Origin of the sequence: Erythrobacter sp. A6_0, assembly GCF_017744235.1 — a bacterium.
In the GTDB taxonomy this organism is placed as follows: domain Bacteria; phylum Pseudomonadota; class Alphaproteobacteria; order Sphingomonadales; family Sphingomonadaceae; genus Qipengyuania.
In genome coordinates this window covers 450,435-474,968 of sequence record NZ_JAGHQR010000001.1, presented here as the reverse complement: position 1 = coordinate 474,968, position 24,534 = coordinate 450,435, and the positions used below count along the sequence as shown (strand labels likewise).

General features: G+C 62.8%; 24 protein-coding genes and 3 tRNA genes. 10 read left to right on the top strand and 17 right to left on the bottom strand.

What is annotated here, in order from left to right; translation table 11 throughout:
* Positions 1–61: 61 nt before the first annotated feature.
* Positions 62–1,555 (top strand): AMP nucleosidase, encoded by a 1,494-nt coding sequence (locus J7347_RS02435; RefSeq protein ID WP_209160690.1) that lies wholly within the window; start codon positions 62–64, stop codon positions 1,553–1,555.
* A 9-nt stretch (positions 1,556–1,564) separates the two neighbouring features.
* Here the strand turns inward: J7347_RS02435 and rimK are convergent, their stop codons facing one another.
* From rimK to trmD, 9 genes are all read right to left on the bottom strand, one after another.
* The gene (gene rimK, locus J7347_RS02430) at positions 1,565–2,470 is read right to left on the bottom strand and encodes a 30S ribosomal protein S6--L-glutamate ligase (protein WP_067679003.1); all 906 of its coding nucleotides are present in this window, start codon (positions 2,468–2,470) and stop codon (positions 1,565–1,567) included.
* Positions 2,471–2,495: 25 nt separating this feature from the next.
* Complete coding sequence (locus J7347_RS02425; RefSeq protein ID WP_209160689.1) at positions 2,496–2,954, bottom strand: RimK/LysX family protein; 459 nt, start codon at positions 2,952–2,954, stop codon at positions 2,496–2,498.
* Positions 2,951–3,982, bottom strand: coding sequence for a YncE family protein (locus J7347_RS02420; RefSeq protein WP_245173766.1), 1,032 nt, complete (start codon positions 3,980–3,982; stop codon positions 2,951–2,953). The genes J7347_RS02425 and J7347_RS02420 overlap by 4 nt, the downstream gene beginning before the upstream one ends.
* A 52-nt stretch (positions 3,983–4,034) precedes the next feature.
* Entirely contained in the window at positions 4,035–4,799 is a 765-nt protein-coding gene (locus tag J7347_RS02415; protein WP_209160688.1) for an alpha/beta fold hydrolase, read from the bottom strand.
* A gap of 1 nt (position 4,800) precedes the next feature.
* The gene (locus J7347_RS02410; protein ID WP_209160687.1) at positions 4,801–5,382 is read right to left on the bottom strand and encodes a hypothetical protein; all 582 of its coding nucleotides are present in this window, start codon (positions 5,380–5,382) and stop codon (positions 4,801–4,803) included.
* Complete coding sequence (locus J7347_RS02405; RefSeq protein WP_067679018.1) at positions 5,379–6,404, bottom strand: aspartate-semialdehyde dehydrogenase; 1,026 nt, start codon at positions 6,402–6,404, stop codon at positions 5,379–5,381. Before J7347_RS02405 ends, J7347_RS02410 begins: the two co-directional genes overlap by 4 nt.
* Before the next feature lie 118 nt (positions 6,405–6,522).
* Positions 6,523–8,763 (bottom strand): S9 family peptidase, encoded by a 2,241-nt coding sequence (locus tag J7347_RS02400; RefSeq protein WP_209160686.1) that lies wholly within the window; start codon positions 8,761–8,763, stop codon positions 6,523–6,525.
* 150 nt (positions 8,764–8,913) lie between these two features.
* Positions 8,914–9,282, bottom strand: coding sequence for a 50S ribosomal protein L19 (rplS, locus tag J7347_RS02395; protein WP_067679024.1), 369 nt, complete (start codon positions 9,280–9,282; stop codon positions 8,914–8,916).
* A gap of 11 nt (positions 9,283–9,293) precedes the next feature.
* A complete protein-coding gene (gene trmD, locus J7347_RS02390) occupies positions 9,294–10,019 on the bottom strand; it encodes a tRNA (guanosine(37)-N1)-methyltransferase TrmD (protein WP_209160685.1) in 726 nt (241 codons plus the stop codon).
* Positions 10,020–10,075: 56 nt separating this feature from the next.
* On the opposite strand from trmD, the gene J7347_RS02385 reads away from it, so the two are divergent.
* A complete protein-coding gene (locus J7347_RS02385) occupies positions 10,076–10,996 on the top strand; it encodes an NAD(P)/FAD-dependent oxidoreductase (RefSeq protein ID WP_209160684.1) in 921 nt (306 codons plus the stop codon).
* A gap of 9 nt (positions 10,997–11,005) precedes the next feature.
* Here J7347_RS02385 and J7347_RS02380 read toward each other — a convergent pair whose 3' ends face one another.
* The 6 genes from J7347_RS02380 to J7347_RS02355 all read right to left on the bottom strand — a co-directional run bounded on the left by J7347_RS02380 (position 11,006) and on the right by J7347_RS02355 (position 15,060).
* Positions 11,006–11,716, bottom strand: coding sequence for a DUF5818 domain-containing protein (locus tag J7347_RS02380; RefSeq protein ID WP_209160683.1), 711 nt, complete (start codon positions 11,714–11,716; stop codon positions 11,006–11,008).
* Positions 11,717–11,750: 34 nt separating this feature from the next.
* Positions 11,751–12,236 carry a ribosome maturation factor RimM gene (rimM, locus tag J7347_RS02375; RefSeq protein ID WP_209160682.1) on the bottom strand — a complete coding sequence of 162 codons (486 nt, stop codon included), beginning with the start codon at positions 12,234–12,236 and terminating at the stop codon, positions 11,751–11,753.
* 74 nt (positions 12,237–12,310) lie between these two features.
* Positions 12,311–12,784 (bottom strand): 30S ribosomal protein S16, encoded by a 474-nt coding sequence (gene rpsP, locus J7347_RS02370; protein ID WP_209160681.1) that lies wholly within the window; start codon positions 12,782–12,784, stop codon positions 12,311–12,313.
* 33 nt (positions 12,785–12,817) lie between these two features.
* Complete coding sequence (ffh, locus tag J7347_RS02365) at positions 12,818–14,302, bottom strand: signal recognition particle protein (RefSeq protein ID WP_209160680.1); 1,485 nt, start codon at positions 14,300–14,302, stop codon at positions 12,818–12,820.
* A gap of 140 nt (positions 14,303–14,442) precedes the next feature.
* A tRNA-Ala gene (locus tag J7347_RS02360) sits at positions 14,443–14,518 on the bottom strand.
* 218 nt (positions 14,519–14,736) lie between these two features.
* Positions 14,737–15,060 (bottom strand): TIGR02300 family protein, encoded by a 324-nt coding sequence (locus tag J7347_RS02355; RefSeq protein WP_067678430.1) that lies wholly within the window; start codon positions 15,058–15,060, stop codon positions 14,737–14,739.
* Positions 15,061–15,258: 198 nt separating this feature from the next.
* Here J7347_RS02355 and aroA point away from each other — a divergent pair, with 198 nt between their 5' ends.
* The 3 genes from aroA to J7347_RS02340 are packed head-to-tail and all read left to right on the top strand — an operon-like array spanning position 15,259 to position 17,440.
* Entirely contained in the window at positions 15,259–16,545 is a 1,287-nt protein-coding gene (gene aroA / locus J7347_RS02350) for a 3-phosphoshikimate 1-carboxyvinyltransferase (protein WP_209160679.1), read from the top strand.
* A complete protein-coding gene (locus J7347_RS02345) occupies positions 16,542–16,802 on the top strand; it encodes a permease (RefSeq protein WP_209160678.1) in 261 nt (86 codons plus the stop codon). Before aroA ends, J7347_RS02345 begins: the two co-directional genes overlap by 4 nt.
* Positions 16,799–17,440 carry a (d)CMP kinase gene (locus J7347_RS02340; RefSeq protein WP_209160677.1) on the top strand — a complete coding sequence of 214 codons (642 nt, stop codon included), beginning with the start codon at positions 16,799–16,801 and terminating at the stop codon, positions 17,438–17,440. Before J7347_RS02345 ends, J7347_RS02340 begins: the two co-directional genes overlap by 4 nt.
* Here the strand turns inward: J7347_RS02340 and J7347_RS02335 are convergent.
* Together J7347_RS02335 and J7347_RS02330 are read right to left on the bottom strand one after the other, a co-directional pair.
* On the bottom strand, positions 17,437–18,744 hold the full coding sequence (locus tag J7347_RS02335) for an HD-GYP domain-containing protein (RefSeq protein WP_067678391.1): 1,308 nt from the start codon (positions 18,742–18,744) through the stop codon (positions 17,437–17,439). The genes J7347_RS02340 and J7347_RS02335 overlap by 4 nt on opposite strands.
* Before the next feature lie 320 nt (positions 18,745–19,064).
* Complete coding sequence (locus tag J7347_RS02330) at positions 19,065–19,529, bottom strand: Lrp/AsnC family transcriptional regulator (protein ID WP_067678394.1); 465 nt, start codon at positions 19,527–19,529, stop codon at positions 19,065–19,067.
* A gap of 241 nt (positions 19,530–19,770) precedes the next feature.
* Here J7347_RS02330 and J7347_RS02325 point away from each other — a divergent pair, with 241 nt between their 5' ends.
* From J7347_RS02325 to J7347_RS02305, 5 genes are all read left to right on the top strand, one after another.
* Entirely contained in the window at positions 19,771–21,585 is a 1,815-nt protein-coding gene (locus J7347_RS02325; protein WP_209160676.1) for a histidine kinase dimerization/phospho-acceptor domain-containing protein, read from the top strand.
* A gap of 97 nt (positions 21,586–21,682) precedes the next feature.
* Positions 21,683–22,693 (top strand): polysaccharide deacetylase family protein, encoded by a 1,011-nt coding sequence (locus tag J7347_RS02320; protein ID WP_209160675.1) that lies wholly within the window; start codon positions 21,683–21,685, stop codon positions 22,691–22,693.
* A gap of 79 nt (positions 22,694–22,772) precedes the next feature.
* Positions 22,773–22,845 (top strand) — tRNA-Ile (locus J7347_RS02315).
* 56 nt (positions 22,846–22,901) lie between these two features.
* A tRNA-Pro gene (locus J7347_RS02310) sits at positions 22,902–22,978 on the top strand.
* Between the two features lie 260 nt (positions 22,979–23,238).
* Complete coding sequence (locus J7347_RS02305) at positions 23,239–24,240, top strand: hypothetical protein (RefSeq protein ID WP_209160674.1); 1,002 nt, start codon at positions 23,239–23,241, stop codon at positions 24,238–24,240.
* Positions 24,241–24,534 lie beyond the last annotated feature (294 nt).

The window sequence follows — 24,534 nt, the reverse complement described above, 5'->3', positions numbered from 1 at the left end:
AGGGGCGCGACGGCTTAGGCTTGTCGCGCCCTTTTCGTAAACGGCGCATAGCGATGCGCCCATGCGTGACAGGGCCTGTCACGAAACCGATAGGAAAAGGCCGGAGGACGCCACGATGGATTCGATCGACACCATTCTCGATAAGCTGGAAAGCGTCTACGATGCCGCCGTAGCGCGGTTGCGCGCGGATGTGATCGCCTTCGGTCGCGATCGGACGATCCCGGCCCCGGAACGCCGCTCCGACGGATCCTACACCTATCCCGAGCTGCGCCTGCGCTATCGCGGTGGCGAACAGCCTGAAGGCCGCCGCCGCGCCTTCGGACGCCTCAATGCCGCGGGTCTCTACACCACGACCGTCACCCGCCCGGCCCTGTTCCGCGATTACCTCGCCGAACAGCTCACGCTCATCTCGAGCAATTATGAAATCGAGGTCGAGGTCGGCTCCTCGCGCCAGGAAATCCCTTTCCCCTACGTGCTCGACGGTGCGGCGGGCGCGGAGCTCGCAGGCGTCGATCCCAACGAAATCGCGCGCCATTTTCCGTCCACCGACCTTGCCGATATCGGTGACGAGCTGGCCGACGGGATCGAGCTGGACAATCCCGACGATCCGATTCCGCTTTCGCTGTTCGACGGTCTGCGCACCGATTTCAGCCTCGCGCGCCTGGCGCATTATACCGGCACCGATCCAGAGCATTTCCAGCGCTTCATCCTGTTCACCAACTATCACCGCTATGTCGATGAATTCGTCGACTGGGCGGGCGAGCAGCTCGGCAGCAATGGCTGTTCCGCGCTGGCGGGTGCGGGCGGCATGCTGCTGATCGAAAAAACCGAGAATGCGCGTGAGCAGCTCTCGGACACGGCCTGGCGCCGCCATCAGATGCCCGCTTATCACCTGGTCGGCGAGAACCGCAGCGGGATCACGCTGGTCAATATCGGTGTCGGCCCGAGCAACGCCAAGACGATCTGCGATCACCTCGCCGTGTTGCGGCCTGAAGCGTGGCTGATGATCGGCCATTGCGGCGGCCTGCGCCCCAGCCAGAAGATCGGCGATTATGTGCTCGCCCACGCCTATCTGCGCGACGATCATGTGCTCGATCCGGTCCTGCCGCCCGAAATTCCCCTGCCCGCCATCGCCGAGGTCCAGCAGGCGCTTGCCGGCGCGGCGGAGCAGGTTTCGGGCGAACATGGCAGCGACCTCAAGCACCGCATGCGCACCGGCACCGTCGTCACGACGGACGATCGCAATTGGGAATTGCGCTTCACCAGCTCGGCGCGGCGCATGTCGCTGTCCCGCGCGGTCGGCGTCGATATGGAAAGCGCCACGATCGCAGGCCAGGGATACCGCTTCCGCGTGCCCTACGGGACGCTGCTCTGCGTCTCGGACAAGCCTTTGCACGGCGAGATCAAGCTGCCCGGCCAGGCCAACCGCTTCTACGAACAGGCGATCGCCGCCCACCTCCAGATCGGCATCAGCGCATGCCACATGCTGCGGGAAGAAGGCCCAAGGCTGCACAGCCGCAAGCTGCGCGCCTTCAACGAGCCGCCGTTCAGGTAGGTTGGCGGCTCAACCCGTCCCCTTCGTCTTGGTCTTACCCTCTTTGGCCTTCGAGGCCATGAAATCGATGATCATGCCCGCAATGTCCTTGCCGGTCGCGTTCTCGATGCCTTCGAGGCCGGGCGAGGAATTGACTTCCATAATCACCGGGCCGTGATTGCTGCGCAGCATGTCCACGCCGCAGACATTCAGCCCCATGCGCTTGGCAGCGCTTACGGCGGTGGAGCGTTCGGCGGGCGTGATCTTGATCAGTTCGGCGCTGCCGCCGCGATGCAAATTTGACCGAAAATCGTCCGCCGCGCCGGTGCGCTTCATGGTGGCGACCACTTTGCCGCCGACCACCAGCGCGCGGATATCCGTGCCGCCCGCTTCCTTGATGAATTCCTGCACCAGGATGTTGACGTTGGCGCCGCGAAACGCCTCGATCACGGACTTCGCGCTCGACATCGTTTCGGCAAGAACGACCCCGATGCCCTGCGTCCCTTCGAGGAGCTTGATGACCACCGGCGGGCCCTTCACCGCCTTGATGATCTCTTCGGCCTGCTTGGGATCGTTGGCATAGGCCGTGAGCGGCAGGCCGAGCCCGTGCTTGGCGAGGATCTGCATCGAGCGCAATTTGTCCCGGCTGCGGCCGATCGCGACGCTTTCGTTCAAAGGCCAACAGCCGCGCATTTCGAACTGGCGCAGGATGGCGAGGCCGTAATTGGTGATCGAGGCGCCGATGCGCGGGATCACCGCGTCGTAGCCGATGCAAGGTTCGCCATTATAGTACACTTCCGGCCGATGGCTGGCGATATGGACGGTGCAGCGCGTCGTGTTGAGAATGTCGAGCGAATGCCCGCGCTCCTCAGCCGCCTGCTTCAACCGTTTGTGCGAATACAGATTGGCGTTGCGTGCCAGCATCGCGATTTTCATTGGGCGATCCTCATAGCCGGAATACTCATGGCTTATGGCCCTCGGTCGTCTTCCTGTTGGGCGTCTGCATCCAGGAATGGCCCGAATCGACCACGAATCGGCGTCTAAGCGAAGATCGCCCGATCAGCATGGGAAATCGCATGTCGGCCCGGTTGGCCAAGCTGATTTCGGCGCGAAATTCGACATCGCCGATCTTGAGGGGGGTCTTGATGATGCGGCGGCGCTGCGTCTTGCCGTTGGAACTGGTGATGCCGCGCCAGTCGATATGCACCGCCTCGCACACTTGCCGGACATGCTGCTGCGGAAAATCGACTGCGAAACGCACGAATTGCTCGCCGTCGCGCTCATACTCGTCGAGCACGGTCGCGTGGAGCGAAGACGTACGCGCGCCGGTGTCGATCTTGGCGGGAAGATTGTGGAGGCCGAGTTCGGGCAGATGGACCAGCTCGCGCCAGCCGACGATTGGAAGAGCCGGTCTGGTCATCGCGCACCTCCCAATATCGCCAGCCCATCGCCACCATCTCCGCCCGACAGGCGGCGCAGGACCTTTCCGGTCGCGAAATCGACTTCGGCGATGGTGTCGGTGCCGGTCTCCGCGACATAGATACGCTCGCCATCGGGCGACCAGAGGATTGTGACCTGGAACCGCTCCTGCGCTTCTTCGGCGCTCGAGACCGCGATGCTGCGCACGAACGCGCCGCGCGCCAGATCGATCACGGTCAGAGCGCCGTCTTCCAGATCGGACGTCACGGCAAAATCGCCCTGAGGCCGCACGGCGATCCGCAGCGGGAATTGGCCGACCGGAATCGTCTTGCGCACATCCATCGTCGCGGCCGAAATGGCATAGACCTCGTCCGATCCGCGCGCGGAAACGTACAGAGTCCGTCCATCGGGGGCGAGCGCGATGCCTTCCGGCTCCACGCCGACTTCCACCGACTGCGGCGCTCGCCGCGTGACGAGATCGATGCGAGTCACCGTCTTGGAGCCAAGATCGGTCGTCCAGGCATGGCGCGCATCGGGCGAGACCACGAGCATGTGCGTGCCCTGCTGCCCGCTGCCATATTCGAACAGCTGGGCCGTATCGAGCGGGTCCTTCACCCAAAAGATCGACTGCCGCCCCTCTGCCGTCGCGTAAAGATCGCCATTGGCATGCCAGACGATCCCGTGCGGCCGCGCATTGTCGCCGAGCTCGATACTGCGCACCTTGGCAAGGTCGGCGGTGCGAAAGATATCGAGCGTGGTGCCGCCATAGCAGGCGAGCGCGACATGCTCCCCGTCCGGTGCGGTCGCCAGTTCGTGCGGATTTGCGCAGCTGTCGACGCGCGCAGTCTCCCGCCCCGTCGCCAGATCGATCCGGGCCAGCGTATTGCCGAACTTGCCGGCCACGAACAGAGCCCCAGGCGTGTCACTGGCCGATCGGGCGGGCCCGGCAGTACGGTCCATGGCGTTGGGCGCGCACGCGGCCAGAAGGGCCGTTGCCATCGCCACCCCGATCATGCGTTTCGCTTTCATGCCTGCCCCCTTGCCTTGTCCATTCACCGTCTGACCGCGCCATGGCGGTAAATCAAGCGGGCGGCGGCCCGAGCCAGTCCGCCATCGCCCGGCCGAGATCGGGCTTCGTGACGCTGCCCATATGCGTCCCCGGCACTTCGACGAAATCGGCATTGGGGAGCAGCGACGCCAGCTCTCCCGCCGATCCATTGTCGCGATCCTCGTCCCCGCAGACGACCAGCGTCGGCATGGTGATGCGTTCGATCAGCGCCAGATCGAGATCGGGCATGGTCCCCAGAAGGTGGCGCGCGGCGACTCTGTCCACGCCTTGCGACTTGAGGAACTGCATAGAGAAATAGGCCGGATCGCCCTTGGGAATGGCGTCGAATTCGTCGATCACGCGCCGGAAGAAGGCGGCGCGCTTTTCCCATTCGCCAAGACCCGCCGTGCCCATCCCGCCGATAATCAGCCGCGCCGGATCGAGAACGCCGTGCGCGACTGCATGCAGGGATGTCCGCGCGCCGAGCGAGAAGCCGCCGAGATCGTAATCTGCAAGACCGAGATGATCGACCAGCGCCGCCGCATCGCGTACCAGCACGTTTTGCGGATACGCCTCTGCCTCGCGCGGGGATGCGCTGTCACCGTGGACGCGGAAATCCAGCATCAGGACCTCATAGCCGAGGCGCCCGATGCGTTCGGCATGACCGAAGCGGATCCAGTTCATCTGCGCGCTGGAAAACAGCCCGTGAAGCAGCACCAGCGGCCTGCCCTCGCCCATGCGATGCAGGGCGAGCTGCGTGCCGTCGAAACTGGCGAAATGGTCGGTCTGCGGTGTCATCTCAGCGGAAGAAACAGGTCGTTCCGGAATAAAGCGCCTCCACTTTTCGCGATCCCTCCTGACCGGTCAGGAAACCGGAAATACCTTGGTCGGTGACGAATTCGTCGCCCAGCGTGCTGTCCACCGATTCCACGGAATAGGCCTTGTCGAGCGCACCTTCATCGCTGCCAAGTCCGATCCCTTTATCGGTAGTAATTTCGTTCGTGCTGCCGCCCGGATCTTTCAGAACCCAGCCCTTCAGCCGGCCCGCCTGGAAATTGACGGTAAACCCTCCTGGGAAGCTGGTGGAATCCACCGTGCCCGCGCCACATTCCGCGTTGCGGCTGCGGTCGGCGATCGGGCCGAGGACACGGGCGAGCTCGCGCTCCACCGTTTCGCGCGGGCTGTCGAATGCGAGGTAGATGCCTTCGGCTCTCGTCACTTCGAGACCGTCGGCCCGAAGGCGAAGCTGCGAAGCCGGATCAGCGGACCCGTCCTCAGAATTGGCCGCGCCCTGCCCGCCCGGATCGTCTCCGGTCGCCTGCTGGCAGCTGATAAGAAGCAGCGCGCAAGCGAGGCCGGAGAGAATACGGGGGGATATCACCCCTTCTTAAGGCATTCGCGACCAAGGAGTTCCGCGATCTGCACCGCATTCAACGCCGCGCCCTTGCGCAGGTTGTCGGAAACGCACCACAGATTGAGGCCGTTTTCCACCGTCGGGTCCTCCCGCACGCGGCTGATATAGGTCGCGCTGTCGCCTGCGGCCTCTACCGGCGTGATGTATCCCTCGTCCTCGCGCTTGTCGACGAGCATGCAGCCGGGCGCCTCGCGCAGGATGTCATGCGCCTGTTCTGCGCTGATCTCGTTTTCGAATTCGATGCTGACCGCTTCGGAATGGCCCACGAAGACGGGCACGCGCACGCAGGTGGCCGTGAGCTTGATCTTGGGATCGAGGATCTTCTTCGTCTCGACCACCATCTTCCATTCCTCTTTGGTCGAACCATCGTCGAGGAAGACGTCGATGTGCGGGATCACGTTGAAGGCGATCTGCTTCGTGAATTTCACCGGCTCGACCGAGTCGCCCACGAAGATCGCACGGCTCTGTTCGAACAATTCGTCCATCCCCGCCTTACCCGCGCCGGAAACCGACTGATAGGTCGAGACGACGACGCGCTTGATCGTGGCGGCATCGTGCAGCGGCTTCAGCGCGACGACGAGCTGCGCGGTCGAGCAGTTCGGATTGGCGATGATATTGCGCTTCTTGTAATCGTGGATCGCATCCGGGTTCACTTCCGGCACGATCAGCGGCACGTCCGGGTCCATGCGATAGAGCGAGCTGTTGTCGATGACGACGCAGCCCGCCGCGGCCGCCTTGGGCGCGTATTCCTTGGCCGGGCCGCTGCCCGCGGCGAACAGGGCGATGTCCCAGCCGTTCCAGTCGAAATATTCGATGTTCTGGCATTTCAGCATCTTGCCGGTGTCGCCGAACTCGACCTCCGAGCCATGGCTGCGGCTCGACGCGACTGCGGCCACCTCGTCGCATGGGAAGCCCCGCTCCGCCAGCACCATCATGATTTCGCGCCCGACATTTCCCGTCGCGCCGACCACGGCTACCCGATAACCCAAAGCAAATCTCCAATTCTTGTACGGGGCCGAGATAGCGGCTGAGAATGGACCCGCAAGGGCACAATGGCTGGGGTGCCGCCAATGCGGGCTATCAGAGCGGCCCCCGGCCTGCGAAAGTTCACTCGGGCGGCGTCACGCCGTTGCTTTCGAGGAAGCGGAACACAGTGTTGTAGCGGTGCGGCGAGATATTCTCGCCCGACACGCGGTGGGTGTAGCCGGGATAAAGCATCATTTCGAACGGCACATTGGCTTCCTGCATCGCCGCGATGATCTCGGTCGCGTTCTCGAACACGACGTTGTCGTCCGCCATGCCGTGGATGATCAGCAGCGGATCGCTGATCTTAGCCGCGTTCGGAATAGCCGATGCCGCTTCGTAAGCCGCACCGTCCGCCTGCGGCGTTCCCATGTAGCGTTCGGTGTAGTGCGTATCGTAGAGCTCCCACTTGGTCACCGGCGCACCGCTGATCCCGGCGGCATAGAGGCCCGGATCGGCCTGGAGCTGTTTCAGCGTCATGTATCCGCCATAGCTCCACCCATCGATGGCGATCTTGTCGGGATCGACGAAATCGAGCGTCTTCAGATATTCCGCGCCCGCCTTCTGGTCTCGCACTTCGACGCCGCCCATCGCGCGGTAGATCGGCTGTTCGAACGCGACGCCGCGATTGTTCGATCCGCGATTGTCGAGCTCGAACCAGATATAGCCCCTGTCCACGATCGCCTGTTCCAGCGGGCCGCTCCAGTCCTTCTGCACCGTCTGCGGCCCCGGACCGCCGTAGTGATAGAAATAAACCGGATAGCGTTTGCCCGGCTCCATGTCGGGCTTGATCATCTTCCAGTAGAGTTCGGTTCCGTCCTCGGCCCGGATCGTACCGAATTCGGGTGCGCGATGGCTGGCCAGATACGGCGCGTAGGGATGACCGGCGTCGAGCGCGTTCTCTTCGATCCAGGTCAGGCGATTGCCTTGCGCATCCGCGATATAGCTTTGCGGCGGCTGCGTGGGGGAAGAGCGAGAGATCAGCAGGGTCTGCGCTTTGCCGTCCATCGAGGCGTCGTAGGTGTAGCCCGGCTCGGTCAGCCGCTCAATCGATCCCGGCCGGTCGAGATCGACCGCATAGACGTGCGTTTCCAGCACCCCGTCGCGCTTACCGGTAAACCAGGCCCGGCGGCGCGCCTCGTCCACGCCGATCAGCTTCTGGACCACCCAGTCGCCTTCGGTCAGCTGGATCGGCCCCTTGGTCGTTCGCAGATAGAGATGGCCGAACCCATCGCTTTCGGACCACCACAGCAGCGTGCGATCTTTCAGGAAGCGGTAATTGTCCGATAGATTGATCCAGTAATCGTCCGTTGCGGCTTCCTCGGTAAGGATCACCGTGCTCTCGCCGGTCGCCGGATCGACCCGCAAGACGTCGAGCACGGTCTGCTCACGATTCTGGCGCTGGACGAAGAGGACGCTACCATCGGGCGCCCAATCGACGCGGGGAATGTAGATGTCGGTCTCTTCGCCCAGATCCACTTTCACTCGATTGCCGCCATCGGGATCCATCACGAACAGTTCGACCAGGGCGTTGGCACTGCCCGCGACGGGATAGCGCTGGTCGAAAACCTTCGTGCCGGTCGCGCCGATGGCGGCCCGTGTGACGACGCCGACCATGCTCTCGTCGAAGCGTTCGACCGCGATCCGCTTGTCGTCGGGGCTCCACCAATAGCCGGTGAGACGACCCATTTCCTCCTGCGCCACGAATTCCGCTTCGCCCCAGCGGACGTTTTCGTTCGCTTCGACGGGCGTGATCGGCGCGGACTCCTCGCCCACTTCGCCGACCCAGAGCCTGCGATCGCGCACGAAGGAGACGAAGGCGCCCGTTTCGCTGAGCGCGGGGTTGAGCTCGCTTTCTTCCGTATCGGTCAGGCGCACCACGTCGCCGTCCAGACGCGCGAGGTAGAGATCGCCGTCGAGCGGGACGAGCACGCCCTTGCCATCGCTCGCCCATTGATACGCGATGATCCCCTTGAGGCTGCCGACGCGCGCACGTTCGCGCTGCATCTTCTCGTCCTCGGACAATTCGCGGCCCGAACCGAGCTTCTCGCTGTCGACCAGCATGGACCATTCCCCGCTCTCGCGGTCATAGGCCCACAGATCGTAGCGCTCGCGGTCGGTTTCGCGATTGCGCAGCAGGGTGAGATAGCGCCCATCGGGCGACAGCTTCGCCTGGCGCGGGCTCGGCCCGTCGAGGCTGGGCGACGCGAAAACGCGCTCGAAGGTGAGGTCCGCGCTCTGGCTCATCGCGCTGTCCTGCGCGAAAACGGGCGCGGCGAGCGGCGCGGCGGCGAGGAGGATGGCGGCGGTAATGACATGGCGCATGGCAAGAAAGGCGTCCCGTGATTGCGAAATGGTGCGCAGCCTAGCCGGGTTGTCATTTGCCGCAAGCGTTGTCGCACGAGTTCTCGCCCGCAACGAAAAAGGGCCCGGCGGTCGCCCGCCGAGCCCTCCAATTCTCTGATCGCGAAAAGCTTACGCCTTGGGCGAAACCGTCTTGCGCTCGGCAATACGCGCGCTCTTGCCGGTGCGGCCGCGCAGGTAATACAGCTTGGCGCGACGCACCACGCCGCGGCGGACCACGGTGATGCTGTCGACGATCGGCGAATAGAGCGGGAAGACGCGTTCCACGCCCTCGCCGAAGCTCATCTTGCGCACGGTGAAGTTGGAACCCATGCCGCGGTTCGAACGCGCGATCACCACGCCTTCGAAGTTCTGCACGCGCTCGCGCTGGCCTTCGACGACCTTCACGCCGACGCGCACGGTGTCACCCGCGCGGAATTCCGGAATATCCTTGCCGAGATTTTCAATCGCTTCGGCTTCGAGCGTCTGAATCAGGTTCATTGCCTGGTCCCTTAATCGTTTCGCCGCGCGCCAGAGGCAGGCTGGTCCCGAGCGCCACTGTAGCGCTCCCAAAGGTCCGGCCTGCGTAACCGTGTGTCTTCCTCCGCGCGGGCTTTCCTCCACGCGGCGATCTTCGCATGATCCCCCGATCGCAGCACTTCGGGGATCGTGCGCCCTTCCCAGTCTTGAGGTCGGGTGTATTGCGGGTATTCGAGCAGGCCGTCCTCGAACGACTCCTCGACCCCGCTAAGAGCCGCGCCCATTACTCCCGGAACGAGGCGAATGCAAGCATCGAGTATGGCGATCGCGGCGGTCTCTCCGCCCGACAGGACGATGTCCGCCAGGCTGACCTCTTCGACCTGAGGATAGGCTTCGAACAGCCGCTCGTCGAAGCCTTCGAACCGGCCGCACAGGATGGTGACGCCCGGCCCCGCCGCGATTTCGCGGATGCGGTCCTGCGCGATCGGCTTTCCGCGCGGCGTCATGGCGAGTACGGGGCGCTCGTCGCTCACGCTGTCGAGCGCACGGCCGAGCACGTCGGGCTTCAGCACCATGCCCGCCCCGCCCCCTGCGGGCGTGTCGTCCACCGTGCGGTGCCGGTCGGTCGCGAAGTCGCGGATCTGCACCGCCTCGCACGACCAGTCCCCGCGCTCCAAAGCGCGCCCGGCCAGCGACACGCCGAGTGGGCCGGGAAACATTTCGGGATACAGCGTCAGGACGGTGGCGGCGAAGGTCATGCCGCGCGCTTTAGGCGGCGCGGCAACGCTTTGCCATCCCGCGCGTTCGGACCGCCATGAGCGAGCATATCGACGATTGCATCATCGTGGGCGCTGGTCCCGCCGGGCTGACGGCGGCGATCTATCTGGCGCGGTTCCATCTCTCGATCCGCCTGTTCGATTGCGGCACCAGCCGTGCGAGCTGGATTCCGACCAGCCACAATCATGCGGGCTTTCCGGACGGAATCAACGGCGACGAATTGCTGGGCCGGATGCGCGATCAGGCGGCGAAATACGGCGCGCTGCGCGAACCGAAGCGCGTGACCCGGCTGACGAAAACGGGCGAGCTTTTCGAAGTCCACTGCGACGATCAAACCTATCGCGCCCGCACCGTCCTGCTCGCGACCGGTGTCGTCAACAATCAGCCCGTTGGGATGGACGAGGCGCTCCATTCCGAAGCGCTCTCACGAGGACTGCTCCGATATTGCCCGATCTGCGACGGTTACGAAGTGACCGACAAGCGCGTCGGCGTGATCGGGACGGGCGATCACGGCACTGCCGAAGCGCAGTTCCTGCGCGGCTATACCGCTGATATCACGCTGATCAGCCCGCATGGCGACCACGATCTGGACGAAAAATGCTCGCGCGCGCTCGACGATGCGGGGATCGCGCGGGTCGCGGGGCCGTGCGGCAATTTCGCGATCGAGCAGGGTAAACTGGCGGTCGATACCGCAGAGGGCCGCTTGGCGTTCGACAGCATCTATCCCGCGCTGGGTTCGAAAATCCGCTCCGGCCTCGCAGTGGATTGCGGCGCCGATGTCAGCGATGAAGGCTGCATCCTCGTCGGCGATCACTTGGAAACCAGCGTGCCCGGCCTGTTTGCCGCAGGAGACGTGGTGGTCGGCCTCGACCAGATCAGCCACGCCATGGGCCAGGCCGGCGTCGCGGCGACGACGATCCGCAACCACCTGGCGGAAGAACGCCCGCTGCGGCGCTAGGTCGCGCCATTACCCGCATTTGACGAACACCGCTCCGTCGCCGGCGATGGTGGCCGAACCGATCGTCACCGGCTCGTAGGCTGCGTCGGTTGCGGGGCGCAGGATTGCCAACCCCTCCGGGCCGCGGCTCTCGAGAGGCAGATCGGCCCTTGGCGCATCAAGATCGAGGCGCGGATAATCGCCCAGTACCAGGCGAGCATCATCGTCATGGTCCGATATAGCACCTTCGAGTACCAAGGCGCCGGGAGTCTCGCGGATCGAGAAATCGGGTTCTGCGCAATCCGCCGACGCACCCTTGGCTACCCAATCTCCGACAAGATAGCGCGCTGTCAGCGCTACTCCCCCGGAACGCGCCGGATCGCGATCGCGGGCGGGAGGTTCGGCAGCTTCGATGGTGTTCGCCACGAGCGTCTTCTCCCCCGCCATGCAGAAGCTTGCATCCGCCAGCTCGCCCGTGATCCTGACATAATCACCGGGGCCGAAGGTGTCTTCCGCAAGATCGACGGCCAATCGGCGTCCGTCGGGCGTTACGAGCAGGCTGCATTCCGCGCCACTTTCCAACCGGCCTTCGTAGCTCGCCGACGAGGAGCGATCTGTAGATCTGGTGTCGGCGATGGTGTCCGCATCGGACTGTTCGGGCGAGGAGGTGTCCGGATCGGAGGAACAGGCCGCGAGTGCCAGAACTGCGATTGGAGTGAAGAGAGAAGGCTTGGCAATCATGCAAAACCAATGGCTTGCAGGACGGAACGGTTCCTCAGTCCAGAAAGTCCGCGCTCATCACCAGCCGCTCGGCGTTCCATTCGGGAACGGCCTGCTCGGTCAGCGGGATCATGAAGCTCTTGCCGTCGGGCTTTTCGATCTCGACGATATCGGTGGCGCCGAAATTCTCGATCGCTCGCACCTCGCCCACCGGCTCGCCGCTATCGGTAACGACCGCGAGACCGATCAGGTCGGAGTGATAGAATTCGCCGTCTTCCAACGGCGGCAGATCGTTTCGCGAAACACTCAGCGTGGTGCCGCGCAGCTTTTCGGCAGCGGTGCGATTGTCGATACCCGCGAACCGGGCGATCGCCCCGCCCTTATTGTCGCTGCGGATCTTTTGCAGCGTCAATGCACCGTCATTGTAGTGCTTGTGCGATTTCAGGCTTTCCAGCCCATCGCCTAGCAATTTCAGGCGCACCTCTCCGGCAACGCCATGCGCTCCGGTAATGGCGGCAAGGGTAATCGGTTCGTGTGACATGCCTGCCGCCGGGATTGTTCCCGACTTCGCTCAACGGCCATCGGCGTCGAGCGAAGTCGGAAAGGTATCCGTAATCAGCCCTCGGCCTTGTCTTCGGTCTCGCCCGCGGTTTCGGCGGTTTCCGCAGCAGCGCCTTCATCGGCGGCGGCAGTTTCTTCCTCGGCCGGAGCACTGGCTTCGGCTTCGGCGGCCTTCTTGGCTTCTTCGGCTTCAGCGGCCTTGGCAGCATTTTCCTCGGCGCGTTCCTTGGCGGCTTCGCCCGGCTCGCCCTTCTTGGGGTTGTTGCGGGCGGCACGCTCGACGATGCCCGCCTTGTCGAGGAAACGGGCGACACGGTCCGAAGGAACGGCGCCGACGCCGATCCAGTGGCGCGCACGATCTTCGTCGATCTTCACGCGGCCTTCGTCGTCCTTGGGCAGCATCGGGTTGTAAGTGCCGATCTGCTCCAAATACTTGCCGTCGCGCGGGGCGCGGCTGTCGGAGACGACGATGCGATAATACGGACGCTTCTTGGCGCCACCGCGCGAGAGACGGATTGCAACTGCCATGTTAATTCACCTTTCGAGTGTAAGTTTTTGAAATCACTTCTTGTTCAATAAACGGGCAAGATCGGGCGGAAGCGTGCTGGGATCGACGCCGGGGCCCTTCCCACCGGCACCGCCCCCACCGGCGCCGGGAAGGCCGGGCATTCCGCCACCCATTCCCCCGCCACCGCCGCCGAACAGCGCGCCGAGGCCTTTCAATCCGCCCATCTTTTTGATCTGCTTCATGGCGCGGCCCATCTCCTGATGCATCTTCAGCACCTTGTTGACGTCCTGCACCTGCGTGCCCGAACCTGCCGCCACGCGCTTCTTGCGCTTGGCGTTCATCAGTTCGGGCCGTTTTCTTTCCTTGGCGGTCATGGAGCCGATGATGGCATCCATGTGGACGAGCACCTTGTCGTCCATCCCGCTCTGCGCCATCGCGGCTTTGGCCTTCTTCATGCCCGGCATCATGCCTGCCAGCATGCCCAGCCCGCCCATGTTCTGCATCTGCTTCAATTGCATGCGCAGATCGTCGAGGTCGAACTGGCCCTTCGCCATCTTCTTGGCGAGCGCTTCGGCGTCTTCCTGCTTGACGCTGGCCGCCGCCTTTTCGACGAGGCTGACGACATCGCCCATGCCGAGAATGCGGCCCGCGACGCGCTTGGGGTCGAAGGCCTCGATCGCGTCCAGTTTCTCGCCCGTACCCGCGAACTTGATCGGCTTCCCGGTAACGAAGCGCATGGAGAGCGCCGCGCCGCCGCGCGCATCGCCGTCCATCCGGGTGAGCACGACGCCGGTCAGCGGCACTTCGTCGGTGAAGCTCTTGGCGACGTTGACCGCGTCCTGACCGGTCAGGCTGTCGACGACGAGCAGCACTTCGGTGGGCGTCGAGACCGAGGCGACAGCCTTCATCTCGGCCATCAGCGCCTCGTCGACATGCAGGCGGCCCGCCGTATCGAGCAGGAGAACGTCGGCGTTCTGAAGCTTCGCACTTTCGAGCGCGCGGCGCGCGATATCGACCGGCTGCTGGCCCTGAATGATCGGCAGGGTCGCGACATCGACCTGGGTGCCCAGCACCTGAAGCTGTTCCTGCGCCGCCGGACGATTGACGTCGAGCGAGGCCATCAGCGCCTTCTTGCCATGCTTTTCGCGGATAAGGCGGCCGAGCTTGGCGGTGGTCGTCGTCTTACCCGAGCCTTGCAGGCCGACCATCATGATCACGACCGGCGGCTTTGCCTCGAGCTTCAGCTTGCCCGCATCCGCATCCGCGTCATCGCCCCCGCCGAGCATCGCGGTCAGCTCGTCATCGACGATCTTGATGACCTGCTGTCCAGGCGTGACGGAACGCAATACATCCTGACCGATGGCGCGTTCGGTGACAGCATCGATGAAGCGGCGCACAACGGGCAAAGCCACGTCCGCTTCGAGCAGAGCGATCCGCACTTCGCGCATCGCGTCGCGCACGTCCTGTTCGGACAGCGCACCGCGGCCCTTCAAGCGATCGAAGACGGAGCCGAGACGGTCGGACAGAGTGTCGAACATGGTCTTTCAACTCCTTGTGCGCAGAAGGCGCCGGATCAAACGCGAAAAACGCCGGCGGACGAGAACTCGTCGACCAGCGTTGCGAATTCGAGCGAATTCGGCTTTGTACTGTGGGCTGTTACAACCCGGAATTCTTCGAATGGTGGAGCCTAGCGGGATCGAACCGCTGACCTCTACAATGCCATTGTAGCGCTCTCCCAGCTGAGCTAAGGCCCCGCGCCATTCGTCGCCCGCCGAGTATCCCCGGTGGGCAGGACGCGCCCTCTATAATCAGGGCGCGTCCGTTGCAAGTCAAAATTCAGAATGCGAGAATTTATCTCTCGCTCGGCTCGCGACCATCGAGCCACAAGGGTGACGAGCCGCCCGCAGGCGCCCGGAGCGCAGCGAAGGAACTGCGCCGAGGACGTGCCCGCGAAAAGCGGGCACGCCAGAAATCAGCTTTCTTCCTCGTCGTCGTCGCCCTTGCCCTTCGAGACGCCGAGATCGTCGTCTCCGCCAAGATCAACCTCGTTGTCGGGCGAATCCTCGTCGTCGTCGATATCGTCCAGATCGTCATCGGCCAGATCGCTATCGGCTTCGCCGTCCTTGTCCTTCTTCTCTTCCTCGAAGGGAATCGGCTGCTTGGACTTGAGCACGGGCTCCGGCGTCCACTCCTCACCGCATTCGATGCAGGTGACGGGATCGTCCTTGTTCAGATCGTAGAAGCGAGTGCCGCATTTCGGGCAGGTCCGCTTGGTGCCCCATTCCGGTTTGACCATGTGTAATCCTTGGCTTGGCGCCCCGGCACACTGCCGCAGGCGATGAAATCGTTCTGTCTTGATGGGAACCTGCGTTGCGTTCGACAAGGCAGGAATCAACAGCGCGCGCGCCTTGCCAGAACGGCCCACCACTGTCAAAGCGCCGGGCCTCCCCTCTTTCCAGCCTCACCGGACTCTATCGTGACCGCCCATTGCTTCATGCCCGCCGGCCCCCTGAAGGGGCGCATCCGCGTGCCGGGTGACAAATCGATCAGTCACCGCTCGCTCATGTTTTCGGCGCTGGCGGTCGGGCGCAGCCGGATCGAGGGCCTGCTGGAGGGCGAGGACGTTCTCGCCACCGCCGCTGCCCTTCGTATGATGGGCGCTACGATCGTGCAGGACGGCGGCGCCTGGATCGTCGATGGTGTCGGCGTCGGCGGCCTTCTCGAACCGGATATGCCGCTCGACATGGGCAATAGCGGTACGTCCGCGCGGCTTTTGATGGGCTTGCTCGCAAGCCATGGATTTCGCGCCAGCATGATCGGCGATGCCAGCCTGTCGAAGCGTCCGATGGGCCGGGTCACCGAGCCGCTCTCACAGATGGGCGCCAGCTTCCAGTCCGCCGACTGGCGGCTCCCCATGATCATAGAGGGTGCCCATCCCGCCGTTCCGATCGAATACCGGCTTCCAGTGGCGAGCGCCCAGGTCAAGAGCGCCATTCTGCTCGCCGCGCTCAACACGCCGGGCACGACCACCGTCATCGAACCGATCCCGACTCGCGACCATACCGAACGCATGTTGCGGGGTTTCGGCGTTGACGTGGAGGTGGAGGAGAGCGCCGGCGAGCGCAGGATCGCCATCACCGGCCCCTGCGATCTCAAGCCTTGCGATGTCATGGTGCCGGGCGACCCCTCCTCCGCCGCATTCTTCGCGGTTGCGGCCAGCCTGGTGCCGGAAAGCGATCTCGTGATCGAGAATGTCGGCCTCAATCCCACGCGCGACGGAATCTATCGCGTTCTCGAACAGATGGGCGCGAACATCGACTATCTCGACCGGCGCGAGGTCGGCGGCGAGCCGGTTGCCGACCTGCGGGTGCGGCATGCGAAACTGACCGGCGTCACGGTCGATCCGGCGATCGCACCGAGCATGATCGACGAATTTCCGGTGCTGTTCGTCGCCGCCGCATTGGCCGAAGGCACAACCGTCACGTCGGGTCTTGAGGAATTGCGCGTGAAGGAAAGCGATCGCCTTTCCGCCATGGCCGCCGCGCTTGGCGCCGCGGGCGCGACGGTCGAGGAAAACGATGACGGCCTGACCATTCACGGCAGCGGCGGCGTAGCTCTGGCTGGGGGCGGCCCTGTCGCCACGCATCTCGACCATCGCATAGCAATGAGCATGGCGGTCGCAGGGCTGGCCAGCCGCGACGGCGTGGCGGTCGACAGCATCGATCCGATTGCGACGAGCTTCCCGAACTTCACCGCTCTGCTCGACACGGCGACCCGATGAGCGAGGCACTGGACCTTGCCACTCTCGTCGGCTTCGTCGGCATGGCCTGCATCATCGCGGCCTATGCCTATCTGACATGGAAGGACGATCCGAATCCCTTCGTCCTTCACGGCACCAATCTGATCGGTGCGGCGCTTCTGACGGTGTCGCTGCTGGTCCACACCAATTGGCCCAGCCTTGTGCTGGAAGGGTTCTGGGCCGCGATCGCCTTGTGGGGTCTGGCCAAGGCCGTACGCGAACGCAGGAGCAAATCATGATCATCGCCGTCGACGGACCCACCGCTTCCGGCAAAGGGACAATCGCAAAGGCGCTATCTGCGCATTTCGATCTGCCGCATCTCGATACCGGCCTTCTTTACCGCGCAGTCGGTCGGCAGGTCTTCCTCGACGGCGGAGATCCCGACGATGCGGGCGATGCGCTGGCGGCCTGCAGCTTCCCCGATGCGCTGCTGGACGATCCGCGCCTGCGCAACGAGGAAACCGGCGGCCTTGCCAGCCGCGTCTCGATCCATCCCAACGTGCGCAAGGCGCTGTTCGAACGCCAGCGCAGTTTCGCCACGCAGGCAAAAGGCGCCGTACTGGACGGCCGCGATATTGGTACGGTGATCGCGCCGGAAGCGGATGCAAAGCTCTTCGTCATCGCCAGCGTGGAAGCACGCGCGCAGCGTCGCTTCCTCGAAATGCGCGAACGCGGCGTAAAGGTGACCTTGCTGGAGATCGCCGACGATCTGAGACGGCGTGACGAGCGGGACCGCAACCGCGCCGTTGCGCCTTTGGTCGCGGCGGATGATGCAATCACACTCGACACGAGCGGGCTGGATCGGGACGAGGCGATCGCTGCCTCTGTCGCAGCGGTCGAGCGCCTGGTCGCGCAAAAACGCGGTGGCGGCTCCTAGCCGGAGGCCTGTTTCACGTCCAACCCGCCCCATTCGTTCCAGATGGCGTCCGGGCGGCATTCCTCGATTGTCAGGCCGAACTTTTCGGGGTCCGCGATTGCGACGATGGCGTCGTTCGCGAAATCGTCGTCCAGCTCTATCTCCACAGGAGGAACCCGCTTCGCCCGGCCCAGGGCATGGAATATCAGGATGCGAGGACGCGAATTGCGCTTGCCGTTCTCCAGCACGACGCCCAATTGCCGGCTGCGCAATTCGACCAGAATCCCGGTCGGGAAAATGCCCATCGCTTGCATGAAGGCGAAGAGCAGATCACGATCGAACTGGCCGTGCCAACGCCACATCGCCGTCACGGTTTCGACCGGGGTCCATGCGCTTTTATAGGTACGATCGGATGTGAGGGCGTCATAGACGTCACAGATCGCTCCAAGCCGCGCCGCCTCGCTCAGATCGTCGCCGGAAAGCTTGTGAGGATAACCCTTGCCGTCGACGCGTTCGTGATGGTGCAGACAGACGTCGAGCGCCAATTCGGGAATATTGGCGGTCTTCAGCAGCAGTTCGTGGCCGTATTTGGGGTGCTGGCGTACCCGTTCGTATTCAGCTTCGCTGAGGCTGCCGGGCTTGTTCAGGATTTCTTCGTCGACACCCATCTTACCGATGTCGTGAAGCAGGCCAGCCATGCCGTAATCGCGCACCTCGGCCTCGCTCCTGCCCAGATGGCGCGCGACGTTCACCATCAGCGAACAGACCGCGACGGAGTGGAGATAGGTGTATTCGTCCTTCTTCTTGAGACGAAGGATCTCGAGAAGAGTTCGCGGGCTCCGTTCGACCATGCCGACGATCCCGTCGACAAGCTCCGTGACCTCTACCAGCCGCACCGCGCGACCCAGCCGAACATCGCTGAGCGTACGCTTCATCGTCGCGAGCGATCCGTCCACGATATTGCGGGCCCGCTCGCGATCATTCTCGCGCCGCGCCGGTTCGAAGACCGGACCGCGCCGGACCGGTTTCGCGATCTGAAAACCGGATGATGGTTTGGGGCGAACTTTTACGGCTTCCGGATTTTCGGAGGCGGTGGCTGAATCCGCGACAGGTCCGGTCTGCTCTTCGACAGCGGGTGATTCGGGCCTGACGCCCCGCTCGTCGTCGATCACGACATAGGGGATACTGGCCTCATTGATCCGCATCACGTCCTTGGGTTTGACGACGAACCGCGAAAACCAGAAAGGGTGATCGAGCCAAGTCCCACCAAATTTCGTTACATACATGCCGACTTTGACGCTGGAAGGAGGAATCGAGTGCAGCAAGTTTGACCTCCCATTTTATGTAAGCGCCTGAAGATCGACCTGTTCGATCTTACCTCGATCCGAGTTAATCGAGTCTTTCATAAAAATGGGTAAAATTTGTAATCGGGAATTCGCTTCAGGTCATATTTGGATCGGGAAGTCCGCAACAGCTGACAAAAATATGGCGGCAATGGCGCACCAGTTTGCGCCCGGCGAAGCGTCGAACGCCACGCTCCTACGGCAGCGAGAGCAGCTTTGATTATTTGGTAAGGTGGGTGGATCGCTCGCGCGATGACCGCTGTCCGCAAACTGGCAATTCGCTTACGGCGGGCCGTCCGCGCTCATTCGAGCGGAACGCCCGGCTCGTTCTTGCTGTTGCGGATGGTGAGCGAGGTCTTGACGCTCGCAACATTGGGTGCAGGCGTCAGCTTGCTCGTCAGGAATTCCTGAAAGCTCTGCAGATCGCGGCTGACGATCTTGAGGATGAAATCGATCTCGCCATTGAGCATGTGCACTTCGCGCACTTCGGGCAGATCGTTCATCGCCGCTTCGAATTCGCGCAAGGCGCTTTCGGCCTGGCTCTTCAGGCTGACCATCGCGAAAACCGTAATCGAGAACCCCAAAGACGCCGGGTCGAGCTCCGCATGATAGCCCCGGATCACACCCTCTTCCTCCAGAGCGCGCACGCGGCGCAGACAGGGAGGCGCGGTCAGTCCCACACGGTGGGCGAGCTCAACATTCGTCACGCGCCCTTCGCGCTGCAGTTCGGTAAGCAATTTGCGATCGATCGCATCAAGATTTGCCATGTCGTTCCTGCCCCCAAGCAGTACGGCACCTACAGGACACTGTGCCAAAAATTGGAATGTAACCTGCGTTGAAATGCGCGCAAGGCTAATAATATTATGCTTGGCAGCAATCGACCCGCTTTGCAACGCAGGCGCAACTTTTCGGTAAGTCTGTTCGTTCACGCTATATGAGGGACGCGGATGGCAGGGTCGACCGGTCTGGCGCTCATGCTGCCGCCCCGTCCCGTTTTCCGGAGTTTCGATGCTTTTCGACGATCGCCTTGCCACAGTGCTGCGCCATCGCGCCACAGGCGAGCGAGCCGCGCGCACGCAGTATCGGCAATTGCTCGATCTGCTAGGCAGCGCGCAAGGCAGTCCGAACGGGAACGGCAAAGCGGATACCAGCATCGCGAGCGCGGCCTTTTTGCGGCTGAACGCGCTGGCCGAGCTTATCCCCGTCGCCGAGCGGGCCAGAATCGTGGCGGAAAGCGGCAAGCGCATCCGCAATCCAGAGCTCGTCAAATGGTTCGCGCAGGCCGAGCCTGGGATAGCCTCCACCGCGCTTGCCCGCTCCGCTCTCAGCGAGCGGGAATGGGCGAGCCTCATTCCCGAGCTTCCGATCCGCGCCCGCGGGTTCCTGAGGCATCGCGACGATCTTCCCGCTGGTGCTCTCGCGGTTCTGGATCGCCTCGGAGTGAGCGATCGCGGCCTGCCCGAGCCTGAGAAGGCCCTCCCTGCCCTCGAGGTGCCAGACGAACAGTCCGATGCTGCTATCCCGGCCGATGCAATCCTCGCCGAGCGGATCGAAGATTCTTCGAGCGATCCCGCCTCCTCTTCCGGAATCGGCGATATCAGGCGGCGCATCGAAGCCTTCCAGAAAGCACGCGACCACACCGAGGCCGTCACGACGCCGAGGCAGAAGGCGCCCCCATCCCTCCGACCTTCCGATCCAGCGCTTCCGCTCGAACACGCATCGAGCACGCGCATCGGCGGAGGCTTCGGCGCGACCAGCCGTCCGCCCCTCGTCAATTTCGCCTTCAGCACCGATGTCGATGGGCGTGTCGACTGGGCCGATGCGCCCGTCGCCCCGATGGTGGTGGGTACGGATCTCATCGCGCCGCACGCCTTGCAGGGCGCCTCGGACAGCGGCTTCGCCTCCGCTTTCTTCGATCGCAGGCCTATGCGCGAAGCTACGTTGGTTCTTGCCGGAGCGGAGCGCGTGGCGGGTGAGTGGCTGGTCGATGCCTCTCCGAGGTTCACGCGCAGTGGGGGGCGCTTTTACGGCTATCTCGGACGGTTCCGCCGCCCGACCGAGAATACGGCGCAGGACCGGGCCGCAGCCCAAGCCGACCGGATCCGGCAATTGCTGCACGAATTGCGCACGCCGGTTAACGCCATCCAGGGCTTTGCCGAAGTCATCCAACAACAGATATTCGGCCCCACGCCGCACGAATATCGCGCTTTGGCCGCCGCGATCGCCGGCGACAGCGCGCGCATGCTGGCCGGTTTCGACGAGTTGGACCGGCTTGCGAAGCTGGAAGGCGGAATCAGCGAGATGGATTCCGGCCAAAGCGATATCGCAGCAATTCTGCGTCGTCAGAGCCAGCAATTGCAAACCGTCCTGTCTCCGCGCGTTGCCCGGCTCGCGACGGAATGGGCTCTCCAGCGCGCGATAGTGGGAATCGCTCCCAATGAAGCGGAACTGCTTGCCTGGCGCATCCTCGCGACGATCGCCTCCGCAACCGGTGCTGGCGAAACCGTCATGATCCGTTTGGTCGGAGAAGATCATTCCATGCGATTACGGTGCGCGCTTCCCAACACGCTCTCTGCTGCGAAGGACGTCTTTTCCACCGATACACGCCCGGCCATGGGCGCGCTGAGCTCAGGTATATTCGGTGCCGGTTTCGCGCTCAGGCTGGCGCGTGCGGAAGCCCGCGCAATCGGAGGCGACCTTTTCCGCGAGGAGGATGACATCGTCCTGTCCTTGCCGACCTTAATGGCTGGCGATGCCGACCGTCCTTCCTTCGATGCGCACGATGCGCTCGGCGGCGATCTTCGCAAGCCGACGGCGAGATGATATGGGGATCCACGGTTTGAATTTTGCAACGGATTTCTCAGGGTTTCGCGGCGTGCCGAGCACACGCGACAGCATTTCGTCGGGGGGCGAAACGGGCATGGCCACGACTGCTTCACCTTCGCTGCGCAGCGTACCGGCGCCTCGACAAACAGCGCGGTTCGCGCCCGGTTTCGGACAGCGTTCGCTCCTAACGGTGGATACCGAGGAAGAATTCGACTGGGACGGCGAATTCAGCACCAGCGATCACGGCCTCAAACATCTGAAATCCATCGCGCAATTTCAGCAATTCGCCGAAAATATCGGTGTCGTGCCGACCTATCTGATCGACTGGCCGATCGCCACCTCTGCTCGGGCGCAGGAAATGCTGGGCGATTACGTCAGGCGCGGCAAGGCGGAAATCGGCATCCAGCTCCATCCGTGGGTCAATCCTCCGTTCGAAGAGAAGGTGAACGCTTACAACAGCTATGCGGGCAACCTTCCCCACGCGCTCGAGCGCGAGAAATTCCTGCGCTTGCAGGAGCGGATCGTGGAATGTTTCGCCTGCACGCCGCAAATCTATCGCGCTGGCCGCTACGGTCTTGGGGCGCAATCGGCGCAGATGCTGAAGGATCGGCGGGTCGCGATCGATAGCTCGGTGCGCTCACTCTACGATTACAGCCCCAGCAACGGTCCCGATTATTCGCAACATCCTCTGGAGCCCTATTGGGTGGATGAGGAACGCCAATTGCTGGAATTGCCGCTGACGACGGTCTTTTGGGGGATGCTGCGCCATCAGGGCCGCTGGCTTTTCCCGCGGCTGGCAAAATTGCCTAAGGCCAACGGTATCATGGCGCGCGCTGGCCTGCTGGAACGCATTGCGCTGACGCCGGAAGGCGTACCGAAAGAGGCCGCGCTGCGCGGCATCGACATGGCAATCGACGACGGGCTGCCGGTGCTGGTGCTCAGCTTCCACAGCCCTTCCCTCATGCCGGGCATGACGCCATATGTCCGAAACGAAGACGACCTTGACGAATTGTACGACTGGCTTCGCAGCATATACGCCTATCTCGAACAGCGCGGCGTTGCGCCGACCACGGTCGAGGAGATCAAGGCGAGCGTGGAGGTCTAGGCATGTCCGGCATGAGCAATCGCACGCTTGTGCTGCGAGGGCCGCCGGGCTAGGCGGCCTGTCGCCGATGCATCGGGACGGGCCTGTAGCTCAGCGGTTAGAGCTGGCCGCTCATAACGGCTAGGTCGCGGGTTCGAATCCTGCCGGGCCCACCGGATGCATGCAGGACCATGACGCCGGCCCGCCCGGCACTTTCGGCGGCCCCGGTCGGGGAGTAGCGCAGCCTGGTAGCGCATCTGCTTTGGGAGCAGAGGGTCGCAGGTTCGAATCCTGTCTCCCCGACCATTTGCATCTAAGTCATTGAAAATAGGAGACCCGCTCAGCGGTCGGGTAGAGTTGTCCCCAACCCTGGTCCCATTGCTGTTCCGAAAGCGCGGCATCGCAGCGAATCGAACGATGACGCACGCGCTTATAGACAAGCGTTGGGCCGATCACGGACTGTCCGGTCTGAGGTAAGTCAGCGATGTAAGCAGCCCATCTGCAACCGACCCTATTGCAGACACTAGCGACCTCTTTAAGATGACGACTGATCTGCCGGAGGCTAAATGCTAGTTCGCTTGTCCCATCACATGTCCTCTATCTCAGGTTTGCTGTCTCTTTTGGCGTTTATCCTCCTCAGTGCCCCAGCATCTGCAGAGACTAACGGTGCTCAGAAAAGGCAAGAGGACTTCGTTCGTCGTATATTTGCCGAAGCGGGTTTTCCGCCCATGCCTTATGAAGAGGTGCGCGGGCATGAAGTGCGGCATATCGTTTTAAACGACCCATACGGAATGTATATGTTGCCGGGGATCGCGCTAGAGAGGAGAGCAGATGGCGTGGTGCTGATGACGCTGCAATACCGCGATTGGCAAGAGACGCCAGTTCCCGTTGACGCCGGGCTTTGGACAGAATTGGTGGAAATCGAGAACGAGTTGTATGCCCCTCCACCGGCCGCACCTCCGCGAGTTCGAAATCCGGATACAAAGCCGCCCCCTCCGCCACCAATCTGTCATGGCTGGTCAGCGCGGTTCGCGGCGCCTAGGGGGCGGACTGCGAGCTGGAGCGCGTGTGGCAGCGGTCGCGGCAGACCGGGGTTTGAATATGCTGAGCGGGTCGCGCGGCTGGCCATCGACAGCCGTGCAGGATGTCGCGGTGAAACCGACGACGTTCTGAGGGCTTTTATGCAGTGCTTTTCAGGTCTGGAGTTCGCTAATCCGGCCCTGGCCGAGCGCTTCGAAGCAATTGAGAAGGATTGGAACTCACTGGCCTATGGGCCGGCTCAGTTAATGGCCGCGCGACAGGCTTTGCAAAGTCCAGGACTGCGACCCGGCACACAGCAATGGGATTTAGCTCGCGAGGAGGTTGCGAAGGTTTCGGAACTTCAGAACCGGCGGTTGGAGATAATTCAGCGTTTGGGTCAACTCCTGAATGATCCGGCCACGAATTCGAGTCTCCCCGATCGAGAGAAGTTACGTCGCGTCTTGGAGAGCTGGACATCGTTCCGACAAGGTCAGCAGGACAACTATATTAGGCTACTCGAGGATCTGCTTTATCCTGCAAATTTATAACAATCCGAAAATAAAACTGTGAGGTGAAGATCCATATTATTGGAAAATGCGTCCAATTAAATGATCAAATGCCTGCTCCGCTCCTTCCCTCGAAAAAGCCAGTTCGCTACCAACCCCGCCTCAGCCTTCAGCGCTGCAATAAGCAGCATAAATGGATCAAATCAGAGGATCCATCTTTTTGCTTTCTATAGTAGCTAGCAGCGCTGCGATCGGTGCGCCTATATCTGTTTGGGCTGAACAGGAGGCTCGCAAACTATGTCTGAGATCCTATTCCTTCACTGGATGAGGCGCGAT